Genomic DNA, 21,278 nt, shown 5'->3' with positions numbered 1-21,278 from the left:
ACGCGTCGCCGGTCGCGCTCACGGCGCGGACGAAATCCCGGCGGCGCGCAGGTACACGTCGGGATCGTGCTTCTGCATGTGCTGCTCGGGCTTGGGCAAGGCGGTGAAGCCGAGCTTGGCGTACAGCGGCTGCATGTCGCTGGTGACCAGCAGCCAGCGGCGCAGGCCTTGCACGCGCGGGTCGGCCATCAGCGCTTCCACGACCGCGCGGCCGTAGCCGTGGCCGCGCCGTTCCGGCGCGACGAACACGTCGGCCAGATAAGCGAAGGTCGCCTGGTCGGTGATCGCGCGGGCGAAGGCGACGAGCTCGCCGTCGAGGTAGCCGCGATAGCAGAGCGAGCCGTCGAGCGCGCGGCGCAAGGTCTGCGCGGGAATGCCCGCGGCCCAGTAGGTCTGCGAGAGAAAACCGTGGACGACGGCGAAATCGGCATCGGACAGGGCGTCGTCGCGGAAGCTCAGCATCGTTGCGGCCATGAGAGTGGAGGATCCGACAGTCGCCCTAACGTCCCGCCGCGATCGCCGCGGCGGGGACGGCGGCCGAGCGGTGGGTCCGCCCGGCCTTGCGCGCCCAGCGCGCGATCAAGCGTCCTTGTCGAGGAACTTCTCGGCGTCCAGCGCGGCCATGCAGCCGAAGCCGGCCGAGGTGATCGCCTGGCGGTAGACCTGGTCGGCGACGTCGCCGGCGGCGAACACGCCTTCCACCGAGGTCTGGGTGGCGTTGCCGTCCAGGCCGGTGCGGATGGTCAGGTAGCCGTTCTTCATCTCCAGCTGGCCCTCGAACAAGCTGGTGTTCGGAGTGTGGCCGATGGCGACGAACAGGCCGTGGATGGCCAGTTCGCGGCTGGAGCCGTCCTGCACCGACTTGAGCTTGAGGCCGGTGACGCCGGCGTCGTTGCCGAGCACTTCGTCGACGGTGTGGTGCCACACCGGCTCGATCTTGCCGGCCTGGATCTTGGCCTGCAGCTTGTCCTGCATGATCTTCTCCGCGCGCAGGGTGTCGCGGCGATGCACGAGGTAGACCTTGCGCGCGATGTTGGACAGGTACAGCGCTTCCTCGACCGCGGTGTTGCCGCCGCCGACCACGGCCACGTCCTGGTCCTTATAGAAGAAGCCGTCGCAGGTCGCGCAGGCGGACACGCCGCGGCCCTTGTATTCGTCTTCCGAGGGCAGGCCCAGGTACTTGGCGGTGGCGCCGGTGGCGATGATCAGCGCGTCGGCGGTGTATTCGCCGCTGTCGCCGATCAGCCGGAACGGGCGCTTGGACAGGTCGGCGGTGTGGATGTGGTCGAACTGCACTTCGGTGTCGAAGCGTTCGGCGTGCGCTTGCATGCGCGTCATCAGGTCCGGGCCCATCAGGCCGTGCGCGTCGCCGGGCCAGTTGTCGACTTCGGTGGTGGTCATCAGCTGGCCGCCCTGCTGCAGGCCCGTGATCACCAGCGGCTTGAGGTTGGCGCGGGCGGCGTAGACGGCGGCGGTCCAGCCGGCGGGGCCGGAACCGAGGATGACGACGCGGGAGTGCTTGGTTGGGCTCATGTATATAATCGCGGGCTGTAGGGAATGCGCTGCGCGCAGTTAAGGAATCCGTTCGACGTTCGCGCGGTTTTGGCCGGTCCGATGTCGATCCGGCCATACGCCGGCGTGTAGAAGATTCCGGAGCAGGGCATAGCTTGGAGGCGCCGTCCCGGCAAAACAAGGCATGGCGCGCGGACGCAACGTTGCGCGGCGCGGCGCGCGGCGCGAACCGCCAAACCGAAGCTGGCGCTGCGGCGGCGGTGGGAGTACAAAGCCGCGTGTGCGGGCCGGACCCGCCGGACGGAGGCGCTGCACGGGTGCGCTCCGAACGGTCGCGGATGGTGCGCCGCCGCACATCGCCACGCAAGATCAGTCACCCATTCGCCACGTTCCGAACGTTCCACCAACACCGCTCACAAAAAACACAACCTGGCTCGGCGCGCCGCGAATGCGGCGTTTTTTCTGGGCCGCACTGGAGACAGCAATGCGTATCGGCGTACCGAAGGAAACCAAGACTCTCGAAGGGCGCGTCGCGCTCGTCCCCGCCGCCGCGGGCGATCTGGTCAAGCGCGGCCACGAGGTTTGGCTGGAGCAGGACGCGGGCGTCAAGAGCGGCTTCAAGGATGCCGACTACACCCGTCTGGGCGTGAAGATCGCGCCGGACGCGGCGGCCCTGTACGAAAAGGGCGAACTGATCGTCAAGGTGAAGGAGCCGATCGCCGGCGACCTGCAGCACCTGCGCAAGGACCACCTGCTGTTCTGCTACCTGCATCTGGCCGCCGAGCCGGCGCTGACCAAGCACCTGCTCGACATCGGCCTGACCGGCGTCGCCTTCGAGACCGTCGAGCTGCCCAACGGCGACCTGCCGCTGCTGGCGCCGATGTCGGTCATCGCCGGCAAGATCGGCGTGCAGGTCGGCACCCATCTGCTGCACCAGCCGATGTCGGGCAAGGGCAAGCTGCTCGGCGGCCTGCCGTCGACCGAGCGCGGCAAGGTCGTGGTGTTCGGCGCGGGCAAGGCCGGCGGCGCGTCCGCCGCGCTGGCCGCCGCGGCCGGCGCCAACGTGACCGTGTTCGAAATGCGCCAGGACCGCATGGACGAGATGATGCGCCTGGGCAACAACGTCACCGCGCTGTACCCGTACCACGACGTGGTCGCGCGCGAAGTCGCCTCGGCCGATCTGGTCATCGGCGCGGTGCTGATCACCGGCGCCAAGGCCCCGCACGTGATGACCCGCGAGATGCTGCGCGAGATGGAAGACGGCAGCGTCGTGGTCGACATCGCCATCGACCAGGGCGGCTGCTTCGAGACCTCGCGTCCGACCACCTGGAAGGAGCCGACCTACGTGGAAGAGGGCGTGACCCACTTCTGCGTGACCAACATGCCCGGCGCGGTGCCGCAGACCTCGTCGCAGGCGATCTGCGCGGCGATCCTGCCGTGGGTCAACAAGCTCGCCGCCGGCGCCGAGTGGCGCAACAACCCGGCGCTGGTGCGCGGCATCAACGTCGAGGGCGGGAAGATCGTGCATCCGGCGTTGCAGGATATGAAGCTGTAAGGCGGGAACAGGCAAGGCGGGAAAGCGGGGAATAGGGAATGGCGGGGGCGCCGGTTTGGGCGCCCGCGCCGTGGCTTTATTCCCCGGGAGGCGGTGGGAAGAGCGGGCCCGTAGGGTGTTACCGTTCGCCCACCGCCTTTTTATTTGCGCCCGTCCGCCGCCGAAAGCCCCCGATCCCCCCGCAACCCGCCATTCCCCTCATTCCCGCCCCCTCATTCCCCGTTCCCCGCTTTTACCGTATATTCAAGCACTAACGAAACCATCCTAAGGCAGCACATCACGGTGGCGTCCGCTCCCACAGCCAGTCGCAAGAAGGCCAAGGCTCCGGCCGAGGCCGAGTCGCGCGCGGGCGCCGCGTCGTCGCCGCCGTCGCCGAAGCGGCAGCGGTTGATGCGCGACATCTCGCTGATCGTGATCGCGCCGCTGCTGCTGTATCTGCTGGCGAGTTTGTTCACGTTCTCGCCGAGCGATCCGGGCTGGTCGCATTCGGGCTCGGTCACCGCGCCGCTGCACAACCTCGGCGGCCGGGTCGGCGCCTGGATCGCCGACGTGCTGCTGTACCTGTGCGGCTATGTCGCCTTCCTGCTGCCTTTCATGCTCGGCGCGATCGCTTGGATCGCGCTGTTCGGCATGGACACCGACGGCGACGGCGAAGCCGATCTCGGCCCGGCGCTGCGCCTGGTCGGCATCGTCGGCTTCCTGGTCTCGTCCGCGGGCCTGCTGCAGTTGCGCGCCGGCACGGTCGAGAACTTCTCCGCCGGCGCCGGCGGCATCCTCGGCCAGCTGGTCGGGCGTTCGCTGTATTCGGGCTTCGGCCCGGTCGGCGGCAATCTGTTCCTGGCCGCGCTGCTGCTGATCTCGTTCACTCTGGCCACCGGTGTGTCGTGGTTCGCGGTGATGGACTGGATCGGCCAGCGCGTGCTGACCCTCGGCCCGGTCGTGAGCAAGCTGTTCCGCCGCGGCAGCCAGCAGGCGACCGAATGGCGCCAGACCCAGGTCATGCGCGAGGAGCGCGAGGAAGCGCGCAAGGCCGACACCGAACTGCGCGCCAAGCGCGAGAAGGTCAAGATCGAACCGCCGCCGGCGCCGGTGGTGGAGAAGAGCGAACGCGCCAAGCGCGAGACTCAGATTCCGCTGTTCCACACCGCCGACGGCAGCGGCGTGCCGCCGCTGGCGCTGCTCGACGATCCCAAGCCGCAGCCCAAGGGCTACAGCGAAGAGACGCTGGAAACCCTGTCGCGGCAGATCGAATTCAAGCTCAAGGATTTCCGCATCGACGCGCAGGTGGTCGGCGCCTACCCGGGCCCGGTCATCACCCGCTTCGAGATCGAACCGGCGCCGGGCGTCAAGGTCAGCCAGATCTCCTCGCTCGACAAGGACATCGCCCGCGGCCTGTCGGTGAAGTCGGTGCGCGTGGTCGACGTGATCCCGGGCAAGTCGGTGATCGGCCTGGAAACGCCGAACACCTCGCGCGAGATGATCTTCCTGTCCGAGCTGCTGCGCTCGAAGGAATACGACAAGTCCGGCAGCGTGCTGACCCTGGCGCTGGGCAAGGACATCGCGGGCCGGCCGACGGTGGCCGATCTGGCGCGCATGCCGCACCTGCTGGTCGCCGGCACCACCGGTTCGGGCAAGTCGGTCGCGGTCAACGCGATGGTGCTGAGCCTGCTCTACAAGGCCTCCGCGAAGGACCTGCGGATGCTGATGATCGACCCGAAGATGCTCGAACTCTCGGTCTACGAGGGCATCCCGCATCTGCTCGCGCCGGTGGTCACCGACATGAAGGAAGCCGCCAACGGCCTGCGCTGGTGCGTGGCCGAGATGGAGCGGCGCTACAAGCTGATGTCGATGGTCGGCGTACGCAACCTCGCCGGCTTCAACAAGAAGGTCAAGGACGCGCAGGACGCCGGGCAGCCGATGATGGACCCGCTGTTCAAGCCCAACGCCGAACTCGGCGAAGTGCCGCGTCCGTTGGAGACGCTGCCGTTCATCGTCATCTTCATCGACGAATTCGCCGACATGATGATGATCGTCGGCAAGAAGGTCGAAGAGCTGATCGCGCGGCTGGCGCAGAAGGCGCGCGCGGCCGGCATCCATCTGATCCTGGCGACCCAGCGTCCGTCGGTGGACGTGATCACCGGCCTGATCAAGGCCAACATCCCGACCCGCATCGCGTTCCAGGTGTCGAGCAAGATCGACTCGCGCACCATCCTCGACCAGTCCGGCGCGGAGACGCTGCTCGGCCACGGCGACATGCTGTACCTGCCGCCCGGCACGGCCATGCCCGAGCGCGTGCACGGCGCGTTCGTGTCCGACGAGGAAGTGCACCGCGTGGTCGAACACCTCAAGCAGATCGGCGGCGGCCCGGATTACATCGAAGGCGTGCTCGACGAAATGCAGACCATGGGCGACGGCACCGTGGTCGGCGCGACCGGCCTGCCGGAAGCGCCCAGCTCGGGCGGCGACGAGTCCGATCCGCTCTACGACGAAGCCGTGCGCATCGTCACCGAGACCCGCCGCGCGTCGATTTCCGGCGTGCAGCGCCGGCTCAAGATCGGCTACAACCGCGCCGCGCGGTTGATCGAGGCGATGGAAGCGGCCGGCGTGGTCACGCCGCCGGAACACAACGGCGACCGCAGCGTGCTGGCGCCGCCGCCGCCGAAGTAGCGGGGCGCGAAGCGGCGGCCGTCGCGTTGGCCGCCATCGAACGAAAAACGGGCCGGCCGCGATGCGCGACCGGCCCGTGCCGTCTGCGGCGCGCGACGCTCAGGGTTCCGGGCAGGCGCGCTGGCTGACTTCGAGGCGGCCGCTGCGGCTGCCCCAGGTTTCGCGGCGGCCGTCGCAGGTCCAATGCACATAGCCGACCAACTGGCCGTTGGCGTCGAACCATTCCTCGAATTGCTCGGTGCCGTAGGGCGGCGCGTCGGCGAAGCTGGCCCCGGCGATCAGCAGGCCGGCGGCGACCGCGGCGACGGTCAGTACGTTCTTGAGGCGCATGCGGGCTCCGTTGGGTTCTGGAAGGAAGGCGTCGTTGCGGGTGCGGCTCAGGGAAAGTAGCGCCGGCCGGCATGGCAAAATGTGGCGCGAACCTATATTCCGCTGTCGCGAGCCTGTTCAGTTTCGCCCCGGCACACTGCCAGCCTCTCACCCAGGAGTCGCCCCCGTGAACCGTTTCGTCCGCCAAGCCGCTCTCGCGTTGTCGCTGTCGGCGACCCTGTTCGCCGGTGCCGCCAGCGCCGGCGCGCGCGACGACCTCAACGCCTTCACCCGCGGCCTCAAGGGCCTGGACGGCCAGTTCGCCCAGCAGGTCTACGATTCCAACGGCAAGCTCAAGGAATCCTCGACCGGGCAGGTCGCGTTGTCGGCGCCGCGGCTGTTCCGCTGGGAATACGCCAAGCCCTATCCGCAGCTGATCGTCGCCGACGGCAAGAAGGTGTGGGTGTACGAGCCGGAGCTGCAGCAGGTCAGCGTGCGCGCGCAGGGCGCCGAGGAGCAGAACAGCCCGCTGGCCGCGCTGATCGACCCGAGCAAGCTCGATGCGATGTTCGCGGTCAAGGAAGTCGGCGGCGACGGCGGCCTGAACTGGCTGCTGCTGACTCCCAAGAACCCGGGCGACGCCAGCTTCCGCAGCGCGCGCCTGGGCTTCAGCGGCGGCGCCCTGAGCAAGATGGAGATCGTCGACGCGCTGGGCCAGAAGACCGAGATCAGCTTCTCGGGCTTGAAGCGCAATCCGAGCTTCCCGGCGAACACGTTCAAGTACGCGCCGGGCAAGGGCGTGGATGTGATCGGCGAAGGCTGAGCGCGGGGCGTCGACTTCTGCGCGGAAAAGCGGGCCCGTCGGGCCCGCTTTTTTTTCGGCGGTGTTCGCGCTCAGTTGCAGAACAGGATCTTGTAGCTGTGGTCGTTGAGCATCGACCAGCCCTTGACCAAGCTGTTGTCGCCGCGCTTGTGGAAATCGCTGTGGCCGGGAATGAACGAATCGCTCCAGCCGCCGCCGAACCATTGGATGCGGTAGGCGATGATGTCGCAACCGTAAGTGCCCGAGCATTCGGCCGGGCGGATGTTGCGCATCAGGGCGTTGTCGATCTGCAGCGAGCCGTCGTCGGCGGTGCCGCCGACGCCGTCGAGCCCGACGACCCAGCGGGCATCGCCGGTGGCGGTGCCTTGGTGTTCGTAACAGGTGGCCGACGCGGAACCGGCGGCGAGTTGGGCGACGCACAGCAGGGCGGCGGACAGCAGGGCGTGGGTGTGCTTCATGGGATCGTCTCCTTGTGATGACCTTGCGCGGACGGACAGCGCGGCTGTCGCGTCCGCATCGCAGCGCGGACCGGACGCGGCGGGTCGGTTGGGGTCTCGCCGCGTCCGTTGCACAGGGGGCGCGGCGATCCGGTCGGCGACGAAGCTGCGTCGTGGCGCGGCGCGAGTACAGGGCGAAACGGGGCACGAACACGGACGCCGGCGGAAGATTCGGGAGCGTGTCGGGAACCGATTGGAAATTCGGCATAACGCGTGTGCTGCCACTACGTTCGTGGGCACACGTCCAAAGCAGCAGGCGTATCGGATGCACCGGCCTCTCTTGCGCGCACGGCGGACGCTAGTGGTTTGACAGCGTGCTGCGAATGATGTTTCGGCACATCGCGCGCGCCGATTTTAGTGGCGGTGCGAGCCGCGAGCGCGTTATGGCGATTGTGGCGAAGTATCGCCTTGTGCATTTCGAGCGATTCGGCGCGAACGAAGGCGGCGCGATCGGCTTGCGCCGCTTTTGCGCGGGGAGTCGGAGGTCGGTGGCGATCGGAAGGATCGCGGTCGCGGCTTACGCCGCTGCTGCCGTCGCGTGTCGCGACGGCGCGGCAGGTCGCGCTTAGAGGGTTTTTTCGTAGCGAATCGTGGTCAACCCGCTGTTCCATTCCTCATCCGGATACCGCGCCACCTCGCGATACCCGAGCGCCAGATACAAGGCTTGGCTGCCGGTGTTGAAGGTGTCGGTCTCCAAGCTCGCTTGCGTCAGCCCTTCGGCGCGCATCGCATCCTCCAGCGCCCGCATCAGCGCGCGTGCGATGCCGCGGCGGCGGCCGCGGGCGCCGACGTGCAGCGAATCGACGAAGCCGCCGTCGCGGCCGGCGAAGCCGAGCACGGCGCCGTCGAGTTCGGCCATCAGCAACTGCGGCAGTTGCGCGTCGATGTAGCGTTCGGCGACGCGGTTGTCGTGGTAGGCGGCGATGGCTTGCGCCGTGAGCTGCGGGCGCCAGGTGTCGGCGAAGGTTTCCGCCAGCAGCGCGAGCGCGGCGGCGCGGTCGTCGGGGCGGGACGGGCGGATGCGGGGCGCGTCGGACATCGGTGCGGCGTGAGCGGGGGACTGCGCGCATTGTCGGCGCCGCGCCGCGATGCGGCAATCGCGCGCGATGCCCGAACCCGCGGCGGGAACCGCGCGGCGCGGCGTCGCCGGCCGGAGCGGCGACGCGCCGCGCAGCGGCCGCACACGCGATGTTCAAGCCTGCGCCGGAAACCACTCCGCGCGCCGCAACCAACCGGCGAGGAAGCGTTGCAGGATCGGATGCGCCGTCGCCAGTTCGGTGTAGTAATCGATCCGGCCTTGGCGGTAACGCAGGTACAGCGCGGCCTGATCCGCCTCCTCGAGCGCCTTGAGCGTGTCGGGCCCGAACAGCCCGTCGCTCGCCAGCGGCGGACCGAGCAATCGCTGCAGCAGCACGATCGCGTGGAAGCCGGCGTTGACGTAGAAATCGAACACGATCTCGGCCAAGGGCTGCAGCGCGATCGCGTCGGCGTCGATGCGGTCCCAGTACAGCGCCTTGTACAGCGCGGCGGCCTGCGGTTCGGTCAGCGCGCGCAGGTTGTCCAAGGTCGGCGCCACGCCGAGCAGGGCGCGGGCGTTGGCCTGGAACACGGCCAGGGTGATGCCGCGGTTGGTCGCGCCGCCGGGATCGGCCGGGTCGTCGACGTAGCCGCCTTCGAAGATCAGCAGCTGCGGGAAGTACAGCGAGAAGTCGGCCATGGCGGAAGCGTTGGCGCGGGCGGAACGCCGCGCCGGTACCAACGCCGGGCGAGGGCGGTTGTGAGGGCGGGGGCGGTTGGCGCGGAGCGCGGTGGCGGCAGGGAGGCCGGAAGTGCGAACGAGCGAACCCGTCGGCCGCGTCAGCCCGGCAGCGCATGCCGCGCCCGCGCCGGACTTTGCCCGCTGCCGCCGCAGCCGCCGCGCCGCCGCCGTCGCGGACTCGCGCCGGGGCGGTTCTTGTTATCGTGTCCCTCCGTCACCCGAGCGTTTTCCGTTTTGGCCCGCCGCACCGCCCCCCAGGCCGAACCCGGCCGCGATTTGCTCAGCCCCGCGCGGGGCGCCGACGACACCGACTCCGCCGCGGGCGAGGCCGGCTCCGCGCTGCGCCCGCTGGCCGAGCGCATGCGCCCGCGCACCCTCGACGAGATGGTCGGCCAGCGCCGCTTGCTGGCGCCGGGCTCGGCGCTGCGCCGCGCGGTCGAATCCGGGCGGGTCCATTCGATGATCCTGTGGGGGCCGCCGGGCTGCGGCAAAACCACCTTGTCGCTGCTGCTGGCGCATTACGCCGACGCCGAGTTCAAGGCCATTTCCGCGGTGCTGTCGGGCTTGCCGGAAGTGCGTCAGGTGCTGGCCGCGGCCGCGCAGCGCTTCGAGCAGGGCCGGCGCACGGTGCTGTTCGTCGACGAGGTGCACCGCTTCAACAAGACCCAGCAGGACGCGTTCCTGCCGCACATCGAGCGCGGCACGATCATCTTCGTCGGCGCGACCACCGAGAACCCGTCGTTCGAGCTCAACTCGGCGCTGCTCTCGCGCTGCCGCGTGCACGTGATGGAAGCGGTCTCGCCCGAGGACGTGCGGGTGACCCTGCGCCGCGCGCTCGACGACGACGAACGCGGCCTCGGCGCGCAGCGCGTGCGCGCCGACGACGAACTGCTGCTGCAAATCGCCACCGCCGCCGACGGCGACGTGCGCCGCGCGCTGACCTTGCTGGAAATCGCCGCCGAACTGGCTCAGGACGAGGACGGCGAGATCACGCCCGCGACGCTGGCGCAGGTGCTGGCCGACCGCACCCGCCGCTTCGACAAGGGCGGCGAGCAGTTCTACGACCAGATCTCGGCGCTGCACAAATCCGTGCGCAGCTCCAATCCCGATTCGGCGCTGTACTGGTTCGCGCGCATGCTCGACGGCGGCTGCGATCCGCATTACCTCGCGCGCCGGCTGACCCGGATGGCGGTGGAGGACATCGGTCTGGCCGACCCGCGCGCGCTGCAGATGGCGGTGGACGCGTGGGAGACCTACGACCGCCTCGGCAGCCCCGAGGGCGATCTGGCTCTGGCCCAGGTGGTGATCTATCTGGCCAGCACCGCCAAGTCCAACGCCGCCTACGCCGCGTTCAATCAGGCCAAGCGCGACGTGGTCGAGTACGGGACCCAGGACGTGCCGCTGCATCTGCGCAACGCGCCGACCCAGCTCATGAAGCAGCTCGGCTACGCCAAGAATTACCAATACGACCACGACGCCGAGGGCGGCGTGGCCTTGGATCAGACCGGCTTCCCCGACGCGATGGGCGAGCGGGTGTATTACGAACCGGTGGCGCGCGGGCTGGAGATCAAGCTCGGCGAGAAGCTACAGCGGTTGCGGGCGCAGCGCGCGCAGGCGCGCGGCGAGGGCGGCGGTGCGGAGGACGCGGAATGAGCGTTGGAGCGGCGATGGACTCGGTTTCCGCGCAAGGCGGCCCCGCGCTTGGGGCCGGCGCTTCGGCTTTTACGACTGGGACTTCGGCCGCGACGCTTTGCTTTTCGGTCGTCGTGATCCGGCGCGGGCGCGCCGGTACCGAAATCCCGCACGCGAACGCCGGCTGTGTCCGCGACCGCAAAGGCCGCCGCCGCGAGCGACGCCGCGGCTGCCTGGGTTCCGCCGCATGACCCGCGCCGCCTTGCTGCAACTGCTCGCCGTCGCCCTCGGCGGCGCCCTCGGCACCTTGCTGCGCCACGGCGCCAACCTGCTGCTGCCGCGCCTGCCGGCGCCGTGGCCGACGCTGTCGACCCTCACCGTCAATCTGGCCGGCTGCTTCTGCGCCGGCCTGCTGCTGGTCTGGCTCGGCCAGCGCCAGGACGCCGACTTCTGGCGCGCGGTGCTGCTGACCGGCGTGCTCGGCGGGCTGACCACGTTCTCGGCCTTTGGCGTCGACCTGCTGGCGATGCTGCGCGCGGCCCGCTACGAATGGCTGGCGCTGACCGTGCTGCTGCACGTCGGGCTGGGACTGGCGGCGATCGCGCTGGGGTGGAAGCTGGGGCAGGGGATCTGGCCCACTCGCGGGTGAGCCGGGCGGGCTTCCTGTAGGAGCGGCGCGAGCCGCGACTGCGACCACGCAACTACGCCGAAACCTACGCAATGGTTGCGTTGCCGCAGTCGCGGCTCGCGCCGCTCCTACCAGGGGGCTCCGGGCTATTCGGGCCCGGGCGCCACCGGCAGCCGCGACATCCGCAGCACCTCGTCGCTGGGCTGGGCCGACTTGTTCGCCAGCACTTGCTGGAGCGACTCCACCTCGGCCCACACCATGTGCTGCAAGGCCTGCAGCAAGGTCTGCCCCGCGTCGGACAGGCTCAGCCGGCCGTCCGCGCTCAGCGCCAGCCCGTCTTCGATCAGCGCATGCTTCATATGGCTGGTTTCCGGCTGCACCCCGCGCTGCAGACCGACCAGGACGCTCAACAGAGCGTGTTCTCGCAACGACACTTTGAACAAAACTGCCACTCCCCGTCGCACCCGGCACGTAGTGCTTTGTGTGTGCCTGCAATCACGATATGGGAAGGCATGTGATGACATTTTTGACTGGCGCCGGCGCGCGTGAAAGTGGCGTTCACACCCGCGCCGGAGTACGGTAGCCCGGCGCGCCGGGCCGCCCGGCGGCCGGACGCGTTGTAACTGTCACGCCGATGGCGCATCTTCGCCGCTCACGCCGGCGGCTTTCCGCCGGCCGCCGCCACCAGGAATCGGAACTCCATGCTGATCTACGACCGCGTCGTCCCGCTCAACCGCGACACCCATCGCCGCCTGCGCATCCGTACTTCGGAGCACAACGCCCGTTTCGCCGCCAGCCTCAACTCGGTGCCGGTGGCCACCGCCGAGTTCCCTAGCGCGGCGACCGAGTACGCGATCGTGTTCGCCAAGCTGGCCAACGGCGACTTCCTGCCGGCGGTGCTGGTGGGCCTGCGCAATCAGCAGAACCTGTACGTGGACGACAACGCCCGCTGGCGCCGCGGCTACGTGCCGGCGTTCCTGCGCCAGTACCCGTTCGTGCTGGCCGAGGACCGCGACAGCGGCACGGTCACGGTGTGCGTGGACATGGCCTACGACGGCCTGTCCGAGGAAGAGGGCGAGCCGCTGTTCGGCGACGACGGCGCCGACACCGAGAGCCTGACCCGGGCGATGGGCTTCCTGCAGGACCTGCACAACGAGTTCAAGCGCACCGCGATGTTCGCGGCCAAGCTCAAGGAACTGGACCTGCTGGAAGAGCGCGTGATCCGCTTCGGCGCGGGCGAGCAGCCGCAGGCCGAATTGAACGGCGTGTACGCGGTGTCGGAAGAGAAGCTGATGAAGCTCGACGACGCGCAGATCCCCGAACTGTTCCGCACCGGCGCGCTGGGCCTGATCTACACCCACCTGCTGTCGATGCGCAATCTGGAGCGGCTGTCGGAACTGGCCCAGCAGGAAGACAAGGGCGAGGCGGCGGGCGCGGTGAACTGAGCCGGCGCCGGTCGCAAGCATCGAACGAAAGAGCGGCCTTCGGGCCGCTCTTTCTTTTTGCGCGGCGGCGAAAGAGCTGCGCGATGTCTCAAGTCGCGGCGTTCGCGGAGAACCGCGTCGCGCCCGAAGACGTCGCCGCGCGCGGCGACGTGTTTTCGATAAGCAACATCCCGGCGGCGGCGCGAGTGCGATGGGTATCGCCGCGTTTCTCAGCGTTCGACGCGAACGCTTGAACCGCGGCGGGCATTGTCATCGTCGCCTCGCGGCGTATGCGCGCGTTCGGCTTGCATGCGCGCTGCGCGAGAACGCGCGGCGCGAGTGCGTGGCGCGCGACGCAAAATCACATCGAGCGGCGCGAAGCCGCCAGGCGTTCTCGCAATGCGCTGCGAGCGTCTCGCGATTGCGCGGCTTTGCATCGCGCCGACAACGAATCCACATCGCCTGAGACGGTTCGAGGCGCTGCACAACGCAACTACAAATCGCCGCATTTCTTACCTGTGTGATACCGCTCAAATACACTTGAGATGTCGCGTGATCGAGCGCGTAGTTCGCGCGTCATTCGTCAGACTTGTGAGGATCGCGTTGCACGCGCGATACATTCGAAGCGTCTTCCATGTGCCTTGTCATGTAGTAGTTCAAACATCGTCACATAGCGAACCTACCTTGGCGCGGTCTGCCGTCCGCCTTCGCCGGACCGGCGCAACAGGGATGGTTTCGGGTCGATGCATCTACGCCTCATCGCAGCCGCCGGTCTGACCATGCTCGGGCCGGCGGTTCTCCATGCGCAGGAAACGCCGGCCCACGCGAGCGCCGCGGCGGCGGCCGCGCCGCGTTTCGACATCCTGGCCTATCAGGTGCTGGGCAACAGCCAGCTCAGCAATCTCGATATCGAGAAAGTGGTGTATCCGCATCTGGGCCCCAAGCGCGGCGAAGAGGACGTGGAGAACGCGCGCGCCGCGCTGCAGTCGCTGTACGACAGCCGCGGCTTTCCCACCGTCAGCGTGGTGATTCCCGAACAGGACGTGTCCACCGGCTTGGTGACGCTGCAAGTCAACGAACAGAAGATCGGCCGCCTGCGCGTCAACGGCGCGGACTATTTCTCGCCCGACGACATCGAGCGCGCCGCGCCTTCGTTGGCGCGCGGCGCGGTGCCGAACTTCAAGGATGTGCAGCGCGACATCGTCGCGCTCAATCAATTGCCCGACCGCCGCGTCACCCCGGAAATCAAGGCCGGCGCGACGCCGAACACGGTCGACGTCGATCTCAACGTCGAAGACAAGCTGCCGCTGCACGGCTCGCTCGAACTCAACAACCGCAACAGCGCCAACACCACCGATCAGCGACTGGCCGCGAGCCTGCGCTACGACAATCTGTGGCAGCGCGGCCACAGCGCCAGCGTGTCGGTGCAGATCGCGCCGGAGCGCAGCAGCGACGCCAAGGTGTATTCGGCCTCGTATCTGGCCCGCTTCGGCGCCTCGCCGTGGTCGCTGCTGGGCTATGCGGTGCGCAGCAAGAGCGACATCGCCGTGGTCGGCGATCTCAACGTGATCGGCAACGGCACCTTGGCGGGCGTGCGGCTGATGCGCTCCTTCGCCGCGGGCGAGGGCTTCTACCACTCGCTCAGCCTTGGCGTGGACTACAAGGATTTCACCGAATCGCTGATCCAGGGCGCCGACCGCGGCGCCGTGCCGATCGAGTATTTCCCGCTTAGCGTCAACTACAACGCCGATTGGGTGAAGGAACGCTCGGTCGCCGATCTGGCGCTGTCGGCGGTGTTCAACCTGCGCGGCGTCGGCGACGGGCGCGCGGCGTTCGACGCCAAGCGCTATCAGGCCCAGCCGAACTTCTTCTATCTGCGCGCCGGCGGCTCCTACACCTGGAAGTCCGAACGCGACGCGCAGCTGATGCTGCGCCTGCAGACCCAGTTCGCCGGCGAGCCGCTGATCAGCAACGAGCAATTCAGCATCGGCGGCCTCGACAGCGTGCGCGGCTATTACGAATCCGAGGCGCTCGGCGACCTCGGCGGCGCGGCGACGCTGGAAGCGCGCACGCCCTCGTTCGCCGATTCGCTCGGCGACGCGTTCCAGGAACTGCGCCTGCGCGCGTTCGTCGACGCCGGCTACATCCGCCTCAACGATCCGCTGCCCGAGCAGTCGCGCAGCGAAACCTTGGTCAGCGCCGGCATCGGCGCGACGGTCAAGGCCTTCGGCCATTTCAACGGTTCCATCGACGTGGCCCATCCGTTGTCCAGCCCCGGCGGACGCGAACGCAAACCCGACTCGGTCGAGGTGGGCGTGCGGCTGTGGGGCGAGTTCTGACGAAGTCCGAAGACGTGTGGGAGGGGCGCGAGCCCCGACGTAGTCGTTGCGCATCGCAGGACGCATCGCGGCTGCGGCGACGGATGCCGGGCCCGAACGCCCTCCCATGGCAAGCACTCAGTAAGCCGTACCGAACATTTCCGGGGAAAGTGTCGTGACTCAATTGCGCGTGCTGTTGGCCTGTTCGCTGTTGCTGCTGCTCTCGCTGCTGTCGGCTCCGGCCGCGGCGGCCTCGTGGTGGGACGGCAAGTGGAACTACCGGGCCAAGATCGATCTCAACACCACCTCCACCGGCGCGGCGGTGACCGAGCCGGGCGGACGCGCGCAAGTGCTGGTGCGCCTGCACTCGGGCAACTTCAACTTCGCCGACGCCAAGGAAGACGGCAGCGATGTGCGTTTCATCGCCGCCGACGACCGCACGCCGCTGAAGTACCACTTCGAGAAATACGACGGCCTGGTCGATCAGGTCGCGCTGGCGTGGGTGGACGTGCCCAAGCTCGACGCCAACGCCGCGGCCTCGGTCTACGTCTATTTCGGCAATCCCGAGGCCACGCCCGGCGGCGATCCGAAGGGCAGCTACGACGCCGACAGCATCGCGGTGTTCCACTTCGCCAACCAGGGCGCGGCCGGCACCGACACCACCGCCTACGCCAACAACGCGCAGGCGCCGTTGACCCTGGCCGACACCGCGCTGATCGGCGCGGGCCTGCAGCTCGACGGCAAGGCGCCGGTCAAGGTGCCGGCCTCGGCCTCGCTCAATCTCGCCGCCGCGCAGCCGCTGACCCTGAGCGCGTGGATCAAGCCGGCCGGCGCCAACGCCAGCGGCGTGATCGCGTCCTTGCCGGGCGCGCTGACGCTGTCGATCGAACAAGGCGTGATCTACGCCGAAGCCGCCGGCGTGCGCACCTCCGCCGGCGCGCCGCTGGTCGGCGAAGGCTGGGCGCACGTCGCGGTGCGCGCCGACGCCGGCAAGCTCAGCGTCTACGTCAACGGCGCGCCGGCCGGCGAAGCCGCGGCGGCGCTGCCGGCGGCGAACGCCGGCTTGTGGATCGGCGGCGAAGACGGCGCGGCGCGGCCGAACTTCATCGGCCAGATCGACGAATTGCAGCTGTCCAAGGTCGCGCGCCCGGTCGGCCTGATCCAGGCCGCCGCGCACAGCCAGGGCCTGGACGCCAAGCTGCTGACCTTCCAGCCGGTCGAGCAGCGCTCCGGCGACGGCGGCCACAACTACTTCGGCATTCTGTTCAGCGCGCTGACCGTCGACGCCTGGATCGTGATCGTGATCCTCGGCTTCATGGCCGCGATCTCGTGGTGGGTGATGATCGGCAAGGGCTTGTTCGTCAACACCACGTCCAAGGCCAACGAACGCTTCCTGCAGGCCTTCCGCAAGCACGCCGGCGAGTATCCGCTGCACGATCCGGCCTGGGTGCGCGCGGCCGAGGGCGATGGGCCGTTGAACGGCGAGAAGTCCAATCTCGCGCGTCTGCTCGCCATCGGCCTGGATGAACTGCGCAACCGCGTCGCCGCGGGCGGCGGGCGTTCGGTGGTGCGGCCGCAGTCGATCGCCGCGATCCGCTCCGCGCTCGACGCCGCCGCGGTGCGCGAGGGCCAACGCCTCAACAAGATGATGGTGCTGCTGACCATCGCGATCTCCGGCGGCCCGTTCCTCGGCCTGCTCGGCACCGTGGTCGGCGTGATGATCACCTTCGCCGCGGTGGCCGCGGCCGGCGACGTCAACATCAACGCCATCGCGCCCGGCATCGCCGCGGCGCTGCTGGCCACCGTCGCCGGCCTCGCCGTCGCGATCCCGGCGCTGTTCGGCTACAACTACTTGCTCAGCCGCACCGAAGCCATCGGCGCGGACATGCAGGTGTTCGTCGACGAACTGGAAAAGCGCATCGCCGAGGATTACGCCGGCGACGCGCCGCTGCCGGCGCATCTGGCCCGCAGCGTGTCGACGGAGACGCTGCCGTGAAGGTCCAGGGCAAGAAGCCTTACGACGACATCAACATCACCCCGATGTTGGACCTGGCCTACGTGCTGCTGGTGATCTTCATCATCATGACCACCGCGGCGGTGCAGGGCATCAAGGTCGACCTGCCCAAGGCCAGCGCGGCGCAGCCGCTGTCGCAGCCCAAGACCAAGGTCATCGCCATCGACAACGCCGGTCAGGTCAGCATCGACGCGGTGCCGGTCAGCATGAGCGAGCTGGAGCAGCAATTGCGCAACGCGCTGGCCAACGACGCCGAATTGCCGGTGATCCTGCGCGGCGACCGCGCGGTGCAGTACGACAAGGTCATGGCCGTGCTGGATCTGTGCAGCAAGCTCGGCATCTCGTCCATCGGCCTGGCCTCGCAGCGCCAGGGCCAAGGTTGAGCGGGCGGGGGGCTTAGACGTGTCCGCTACTTACGGCCGCGGCTCGAAGTTCTCGCGCTTGTGGGGCGCGCTCGGCGTCGTCGGCGTCGTCGCGGTGATGGCGTGGCTGGTGTGGTCGCTGATGCAAGGCGCCGGGCCGACCACGAAACGCCAAGCGCCGCGCATCACCCAGGTGATCCTGCCGCCGCCTCCACCGCCGCCGCCTCCGCCGGAACCGGAGAAGACGATGGAAGAACCCAAGCCGGTGGAGAACACGCCGTTCGAGTCGATCGAGCCGCCGAAGGAAGAATCGGCCGAGCCGCCCGGCGACCCACTGACCGCCGACGCCGGGCCGGGCAACAACGAATTCGGCCTGCAGGCCGGCACCGGCGGTGGCGGCACGCGCATCGGCGGCAAGGGCGGCGGCGGCAATCCGTATGCCGGTTATGCCGCGATGGTGCAGCGGACCGTGCAGCAGTACCTGCAGCAAGGCGAGAAAACCCGCAAGGGCCGCTACAGCGCCACGGTGGCGATGTGGCTCAACCCGGACGGAACCATCCAGCGCTCGCAGATCGTCGGCACCACCGGCAAGCCCGAGCTCGACGCGGCGATCGTCGCCGCGCTGCAAGGCCGCTCGCTGCCGCAGGCGCCGCCGGCGGAAATGCCGCAACCGATCAACCTGCGCATCGGCGCGGTGTCGCCGGGCTGAGGCGGCGCGCACCGCTACGACTTCTTTTTGGCTACGCATCTTTTAGGGACGCAACGCATGACCGCTTCGACTCAACCGCTCCGCCGTCTTCGCTTCCGCGCGCTGGCCCTGGCGCTGCTGTCGGCCTGCGCCGCGCCGGCGCTGGCGGCGCCGGTGGACGCCGCGAAGATCAGCCCCGAAGTGACGCTGAAGCTGATCGACCTGCTGGTGGCCAAGGGCGTGCTGACCCGCGGGCAGGCCGACGATCTGATCGCCGAGGCCAGCGCGAGCGCGGCGGCGCATCCGGTCGCCGCCGCGCAACCGGCCTACCAGACCGCGCCGGGCGCGGTGGTGGTGCCCTACGTGCCGGAGGTGGTGCGTCAGCAGATCAAGGACGAACTGCGCGCCGAAGTGGTGCAGCAGGCCAAGAGCGAAGGCTGGGCGGCGCCGAACGCGCTGCCGGAATGGACCCAGCGCATCAGCTTCTACGGCGACCTGCGCGCGCGCGCCGAGGACGTGCTCAACGACGGCGAGAACTACCGCGAGTTCCCCAGCTTCGCCGCGCTCAACAGCGGCAGCGGCTACGACGTGGCCGACCCGGTCGCCAACCCGGTGCCGTACGTCAACACCACCAAAAACCGCGCGCGCATGCGTTTGCGCGCGCGCTTAGGCATGCACGCGCAGATTTCCGATTGGGTCGAAGCCGATCTGCGCTTGGCGACCGGCAGCGACCGCAGCCCGGTCTCGACCAACCAAAGCCTCGGCGCCGGCGGCAACCTGTCCAAGTATTCGCTGTGGCTGGATCGCGCCTACATCCGGCTCAAGCCGACCAGCTGGCTCAGCGCCGACTTCGGCCGCACGCCGAATCCGTTCTGGACCAGCGAGCTGCTGTTCGACAACGATCTGAACTTCGACGGCGTGGCCGCGCAGGCCTCGTTCCAGCACAGCCCGCAGTTCAAGAGCTTCGTCAACGTCGGCGCGTTCCCGGTGTTCAACACCGACTTCGACTTCGGTTCGACCCAGGAACGCGACAAGGAAAGCAGCCGCGACAAGTGGCTGTACGGCGCGCAGGCCGGCGTGGACTGGGGCTTCGCCGACGACATGTCGCTGAAGGTCGGCTTGGGTTATTTCCTGTTCGACAAGCTCAACGGCCAGTTCTCCTCGCCGTGCCTGGCGCCGACCTCCAAGGACGTGTGCGACACCGACCTGTCGCGTCCGCAGTTCCAGCAGTTCGGCAACACCATGTTCGCGATCCGCAACATCGTGCCGGCGCAAGGCGCGCCGAACGGTCCGCAGCTGCAGTACTTCGGCTACGCCAGCGAATTCGGCGTGGCCAACCTGCACGCGCAGTTGGAGATCGCGCGCTTCGATCCGGTCAAGATCGTGCTCGAAGCCGATGTGGTCAAGAACCTCAAGTACGACGCCAAGCGCATCCGCGCGCTGGGCCCGCTCAACAACTTCAAGCCCACGCTCGACCCGGCCGACACCACCGCGATCTTCGACGGCGGCGACATGGGTTACTACATCAACCTGCTGGTCGGCCAGCCGAAGATCGCCAAGGCCTGGGACTGGAACGCGAGCATCGGCTACAAGCGCGTGGACACCGACGCGGTGCCCGACGCGTTCACCGATTCGGACTTCCACCTCGGCGGCACCAACGCGCGCGGCTTCATCGTCGGCGGTTCGCTCGGCCTGGCCCGCAACACCTGGTTGGGGCTGCGCTGGCTGAGCGCGAACGAGGTCACCGGCCAGCCGTACTCGGTCGATGTCGTTCAACTCGACCTCAACACCCAGTTCTGATCGCGGAGCGCCGACATGAGCCTGCCCCTGCCTTCGATCCGCCACGCCGCGCTGCGCAGCGCGCCGCTGCTCGCGGCGCTGTGGTTCGCCGCCTCCGCCGCGCACGCGCAGAGCGCCAACGAAACCCGCCTGCGCGACGCGCTGCGCGACACCGCCTCGCGCCTGCGCACGGCCGAGGCCGCGCTGGCCCAGCAACAAGCCGCCACCGCTGCGGCCGAGCGCGAGCGCGACGAACTCAAGAACCGCGCGGCCAAGCCGGCGCCGGCCGCCGACGGCGCGCAACTGGCGGCGCTGCAACAGCGCCTGGGCCAAGCCTCGGCTTCGGCCGAGCAAGCGCGCGGCGAAGCGCAGAAGTGGCGCAGCGCGCAGGAACAAGCCGCGAACAGCGCCCAGCAGAAGGAACGCGAGCGCGCCGAACTGGCTAAGCGGTTGGACGCGGCGCAAGCGCGCGCGGCCGATTGCGCCGCCGGCAGCGAAGCGCTGTATCAGGCCGGGCGCGAACTGGCGCAGCTGTACCGCGATCCGGCCTACGCCAAGGGCCGGCGGGTGACGCTGCTGGGCTTCGGCCAAGTCGAACGCGAGAACCGCGCGCGCGAGCTGGAGAACACGCTCGAGGACGAGCGCGCCAAGACCGCCCAATGCGGCGCCGGCGATGCCGCCGCGCGCACCGCCGGCACCGCGTCGAACGGCGGATGAGCGACCCGCGCGCCCGCGCCGTCGTCGCCCGCCGCGCGGCTTCGCGCGGGGCGGGCGCGCGTGGCGCGTTCGCGCGCGCGGCGCTGGCGGTGGCGTTGCTCGGTTTCGCCGCGGCGCTGCCGGCGCAGCGGCGGATCCTGCCGGCGTCGAAACCCGCGCCGCCGCCGTGCGTGCAGGTGCGCATCGGCCACGACGAAGCCGGACGCTGGGACTGCATCAACGAGGCGATCAAGTCCGAAGTCGACAAGGTCGCGCCGAACAACGCCGCCGATTCGCCCGGCGAGCGCTTGGCGCCGATCGGGCAGGGGCTGGCCGTGCCCGCGGCGACGCGGCAGCGGCTCGGCAATCAGTACGGAAAGTCGATCACGCCGCAGCGCCCCGAACGCGTGTTCCCCGCCACGCCGCTGTCGCGGCCGCCGGGGCATTGAACGATGCGCGCACGAGCGGCCGACGACGCCTCAGAAAGCGCCACAGCGCAAGGCGCGTTCGCGCCGGCGCGAACGCTGTTCCTGGCGCCGCTCCCGCGCGGCGATGAAGCAGCAACACGCGACGGCCGCCGCGCCGTCGCCGCCCGTACCACGCACCTTTCATTCC

General features: G+C 69.0%; 21 protein-coding genes. 14 read left to right on the top strand and 7 right to left on the bottom strand.

Annotated features, from left to right (window positions below; translation table 11 throughout):
- Positions 1-18: 18 nt before the first annotated feature.
- Positions 19-474: a GNAT family N-acetyltransferase gene (locus tag J5226_RS18090; protein WP_255322845.1), complete on the bottom strand. Its 456-nt coding sequence runs from the start codon at positions 472-474 to the stop codon at positions 19-21.
- Between the two features lie 105 nt (positions 475-579).
- Positions 580-1,533: a thioredoxin-disulfide reductase gene (gene trxB, locus J5226_RS18085; RefSeq protein WP_215835812.1), complete on the bottom strand. Its 954-nt coding sequence runs from the start codon at positions 1,531-1,533 to the stop codon at positions 580-582.
- A gap of 463 nt (positions 1,534-1,996) precedes the next feature.
- On the opposite strand from trxB, the gene J5226_RS18080 reads away from it, so the two are divergent.
- Positions 1,997-3,067 carry an alanine dehydrogenase gene (locus J5226_RS18080; RefSeq protein WP_215835811.1) on the top strand — a complete coding sequence of 357 codons (1,071 nt, stop codon included), beginning with the start codon at positions 1,997-1,999 and terminating at the stop codon, positions 3,065-3,067.
- Positions 3,068-3,349: 282 nt separating this feature from the next.
- Positions 3,350-5,734, top strand: coding sequence for a DNA translocase FtsK (locus J5226_RS18075; RefSeq protein WP_215835810.1), 2,385 nt, complete (start codon positions 3,350-3,352; stop codon positions 5,732-5,734).
- A gap of 99 nt (positions 5,735-5,833) precedes the next feature.
- Here the strand turns inward: J5226_RS18075 and J5226_RS18070 are convergent, their stop codons facing one another.
- Positions 5,834-6,064: a DUF6289 family protein gene (locus tag J5226_RS18070; RefSeq protein ID WP_215835809.1), complete on the bottom strand. Its 231-nt coding sequence runs from the start codon at positions 6,062-6,064 to the stop codon at positions 5,834-5,836.
- A gap of 166 nt (positions 6,065-6,230) precedes the next feature.
- On the opposite strand from J5226_RS18070, the gene lolA reads away from it, so the two are divergent.
- Positions 6,231-6,866 carry an outer membrane lipoprotein chaperone LolA gene (gene lolA / locus J5226_RS18065; protein WP_255322844.1) on the top strand — a complete coding sequence of 212 codons (636 nt, stop codon included), beginning with the start codon at positions 6,231-6,233 and terminating at the stop codon, positions 6,864-6,866.
- Positions 6,867-6,937: 71 nt separating this feature from the next.
- On the opposite strand, the gene J5226_RS18060 is transcribed toward lolA, so the two are convergent.
- The 3 genes from J5226_RS18060 to J5226_RS18050 form a co-directional block, all read right to left on the bottom strand.
- Complete coding sequence (locus J5226_RS18060) at positions 6,938-7,324, bottom strand: hypothetical protein (protein WP_215835807.1); 387 nt, start codon at positions 7,322-7,324, stop codon at positions 6,938-6,940.
- A gap of 604 nt (positions 7,325-7,928) precedes the next feature.
- The gene (locus J5226_RS18055; RefSeq protein ID WP_215835806.1) at positions 7,929-8,402 is read right to left on the bottom strand and encodes a GNAT family N-acetyltransferase; all 474 of its coding nucleotides are present in this window, start codon (positions 8,400-8,402) and stop codon (positions 7,929-7,931) included.
- Positions 8,403-8,555: 153 nt separating this feature from the next.
- Positions 8,556-9,080: a glycosyl hydrolase 108 family protein gene (locus J5226_RS18050; RefSeq protein ID WP_215835805.1), complete on the bottom strand. Its 525-nt coding sequence runs from the start codon at positions 9,078-9,080 to the stop codon at positions 8,556-8,558.
- A gap of 402 nt (positions 9,081-9,482) precedes the next feature.
- Between J5226_RS18050 and J5226_RS18045 the strand changes: the two genes are divergently transcribed.
- Together J5226_RS18045 and J5226_RS18040 are read left to right on the top strand one after the other, a co-directional pair.
- Positions 9,483-10,775, top strand: coding sequence for a replication-associated recombination protein A (locus J5226_RS18045; protein WP_215840488.1), 1,293 nt, complete (start codon positions 9,483-9,485; stop codon positions 10,773-10,775).
- Positions 10,776-11,001: 226 nt separating this feature from the next.
- Entirely contained in the window at positions 11,002-11,403 is a 402-nt protein-coding gene (locus tag J5226_RS18040) for a CrcB family protein (protein WP_215835804.1), read from the top strand.
- 125 nt (positions 11,404-11,528) lie between these two features.
- Here the strand turns inward: J5226_RS18040 and J5226_RS18035 are convergent, their stop codons facing one another.
- Complete coding sequence (locus J5226_RS18035) at positions 11,529-11,792, bottom strand: hypothetical protein (protein ID WP_215835803.1); 264 nt, start codon at positions 11,790-11,792, stop codon at positions 11,529-11,531.
- 291 nt (positions 11,793-12,083) lie between these two features.
- Between J5226_RS18035 and J5226_RS18030 the strand changes: the two genes are divergently transcribed.
- From J5226_RS18030 to J5226_RS17990, 9 genes are all read left to right on the top strand, one after another.
- Entirely contained in the window at positions 12,084-12,827 is a 744-nt protein-coding gene (locus tag J5226_RS18030; protein WP_215835802.1) for a SapC family protein, read from the top strand.
- An 83-nt stretch (positions 12,828-12,910) separates the two neighbouring features.
- Positions 12,911-13,060 carry a hypothetical protein gene (locus J5226_RS18025; protein WP_215835801.1) on the top strand — a complete coding sequence of 50 codons (150 nt, stop codon included), beginning with the start codon at positions 12,911-12,913 and terminating at the stop codon, positions 13,058-13,060.
- A gap of 489 nt (positions 13,061-13,549) precedes the next feature.
- Positions 13,550-15,145, top strand: a complete 1,596-nt coding sequence (locus J5226_RS18020) for a ShlB/FhaC/HecB family hemolysin secretion/activation protein (RefSeq protein ID WP_255322843.1) — start codon at positions 13,550-13,552, stop codon at positions 15,143-15,145.
- 154 nt (positions 15,146-15,299) lie between these two features.
- A complete protein-coding gene (locus J5226_RS18015) occupies positions 15,300-17,120 on the top strand; it encodes a DUF2341 domain-containing protein (protein WP_215835800.1) in 1,821 nt (606 codons plus the stop codon).
- The gene (locus J5226_RS18010; RefSeq protein WP_206413124.1) at positions 17,117-17,521 is read left to right on the top strand and encodes a biopolymer transporter ExbD; all 405 of its coding nucleotides are present in this window, start codon (positions 17,117-17,119) and stop codon (positions 17,519-17,521) included. Before J5226_RS18015 ends, J5226_RS18010 begins: the two co-directional genes overlap by 4 nt.
- A gap of 19 nt (positions 17,522-17,540) precedes the next feature.
- Positions 17,541-18,209 carry a TonB family protein gene (locus tag J5226_RS18005; protein ID WP_215835799.1) on the top strand — a complete coding sequence of 223 codons (669 nt, stop codon included), beginning with the start codon at positions 17,541-17,543 and terminating at the stop codon, positions 18,207-18,209.
- 57 nt (positions 18,210-18,266) lie between these two features.
- Positions 18,267-19,988 carry a putative porin gene (locus J5226_RS18000; protein WP_215835798.1) on the top strand — a complete coding sequence of 574 codons (1,722 nt, stop codon included), beginning with the start codon at positions 18,267-18,269 and terminating at the stop codon, positions 19,986-19,988.
- Between the two features lie 15 nt (positions 19,989-20,003).
- Positions 20,004-20,684, top strand: a complete 681-nt coding sequence (locus J5226_RS17995; protein ID WP_215835797.1) for a hypothetical protein — start codon at positions 20,004-20,006, stop codon at positions 20,682-20,684.
- Positions 20,681-21,112: a hypothetical protein gene (locus J5226_RS17990; protein ID WP_215835796.1), complete on the top strand. Its 432-nt coding sequence runs from the start codon at positions 20,681-20,683 to the stop codon at positions 21,110-21,112. The genes J5226_RS17995 and J5226_RS17990 overlap by 4 nt, the downstream gene beginning before the upstream one ends.
- Positions 21,113-21,278 lie beyond the last annotated feature (166 nt).

Origin of the sequence: Lysobacter sp. K5869 (genome assembly GCF_018847975.1) — a bacterium.
Taxonomy (GTDB): Bacteria; Pseudomonadota; Gammaproteobacteria; order Xanthomonadales; family Xanthomonadaceae; genus Lysobacter.
This window is presented reverse-complemented; position numbering and strand designations above follow the sequence as displayed.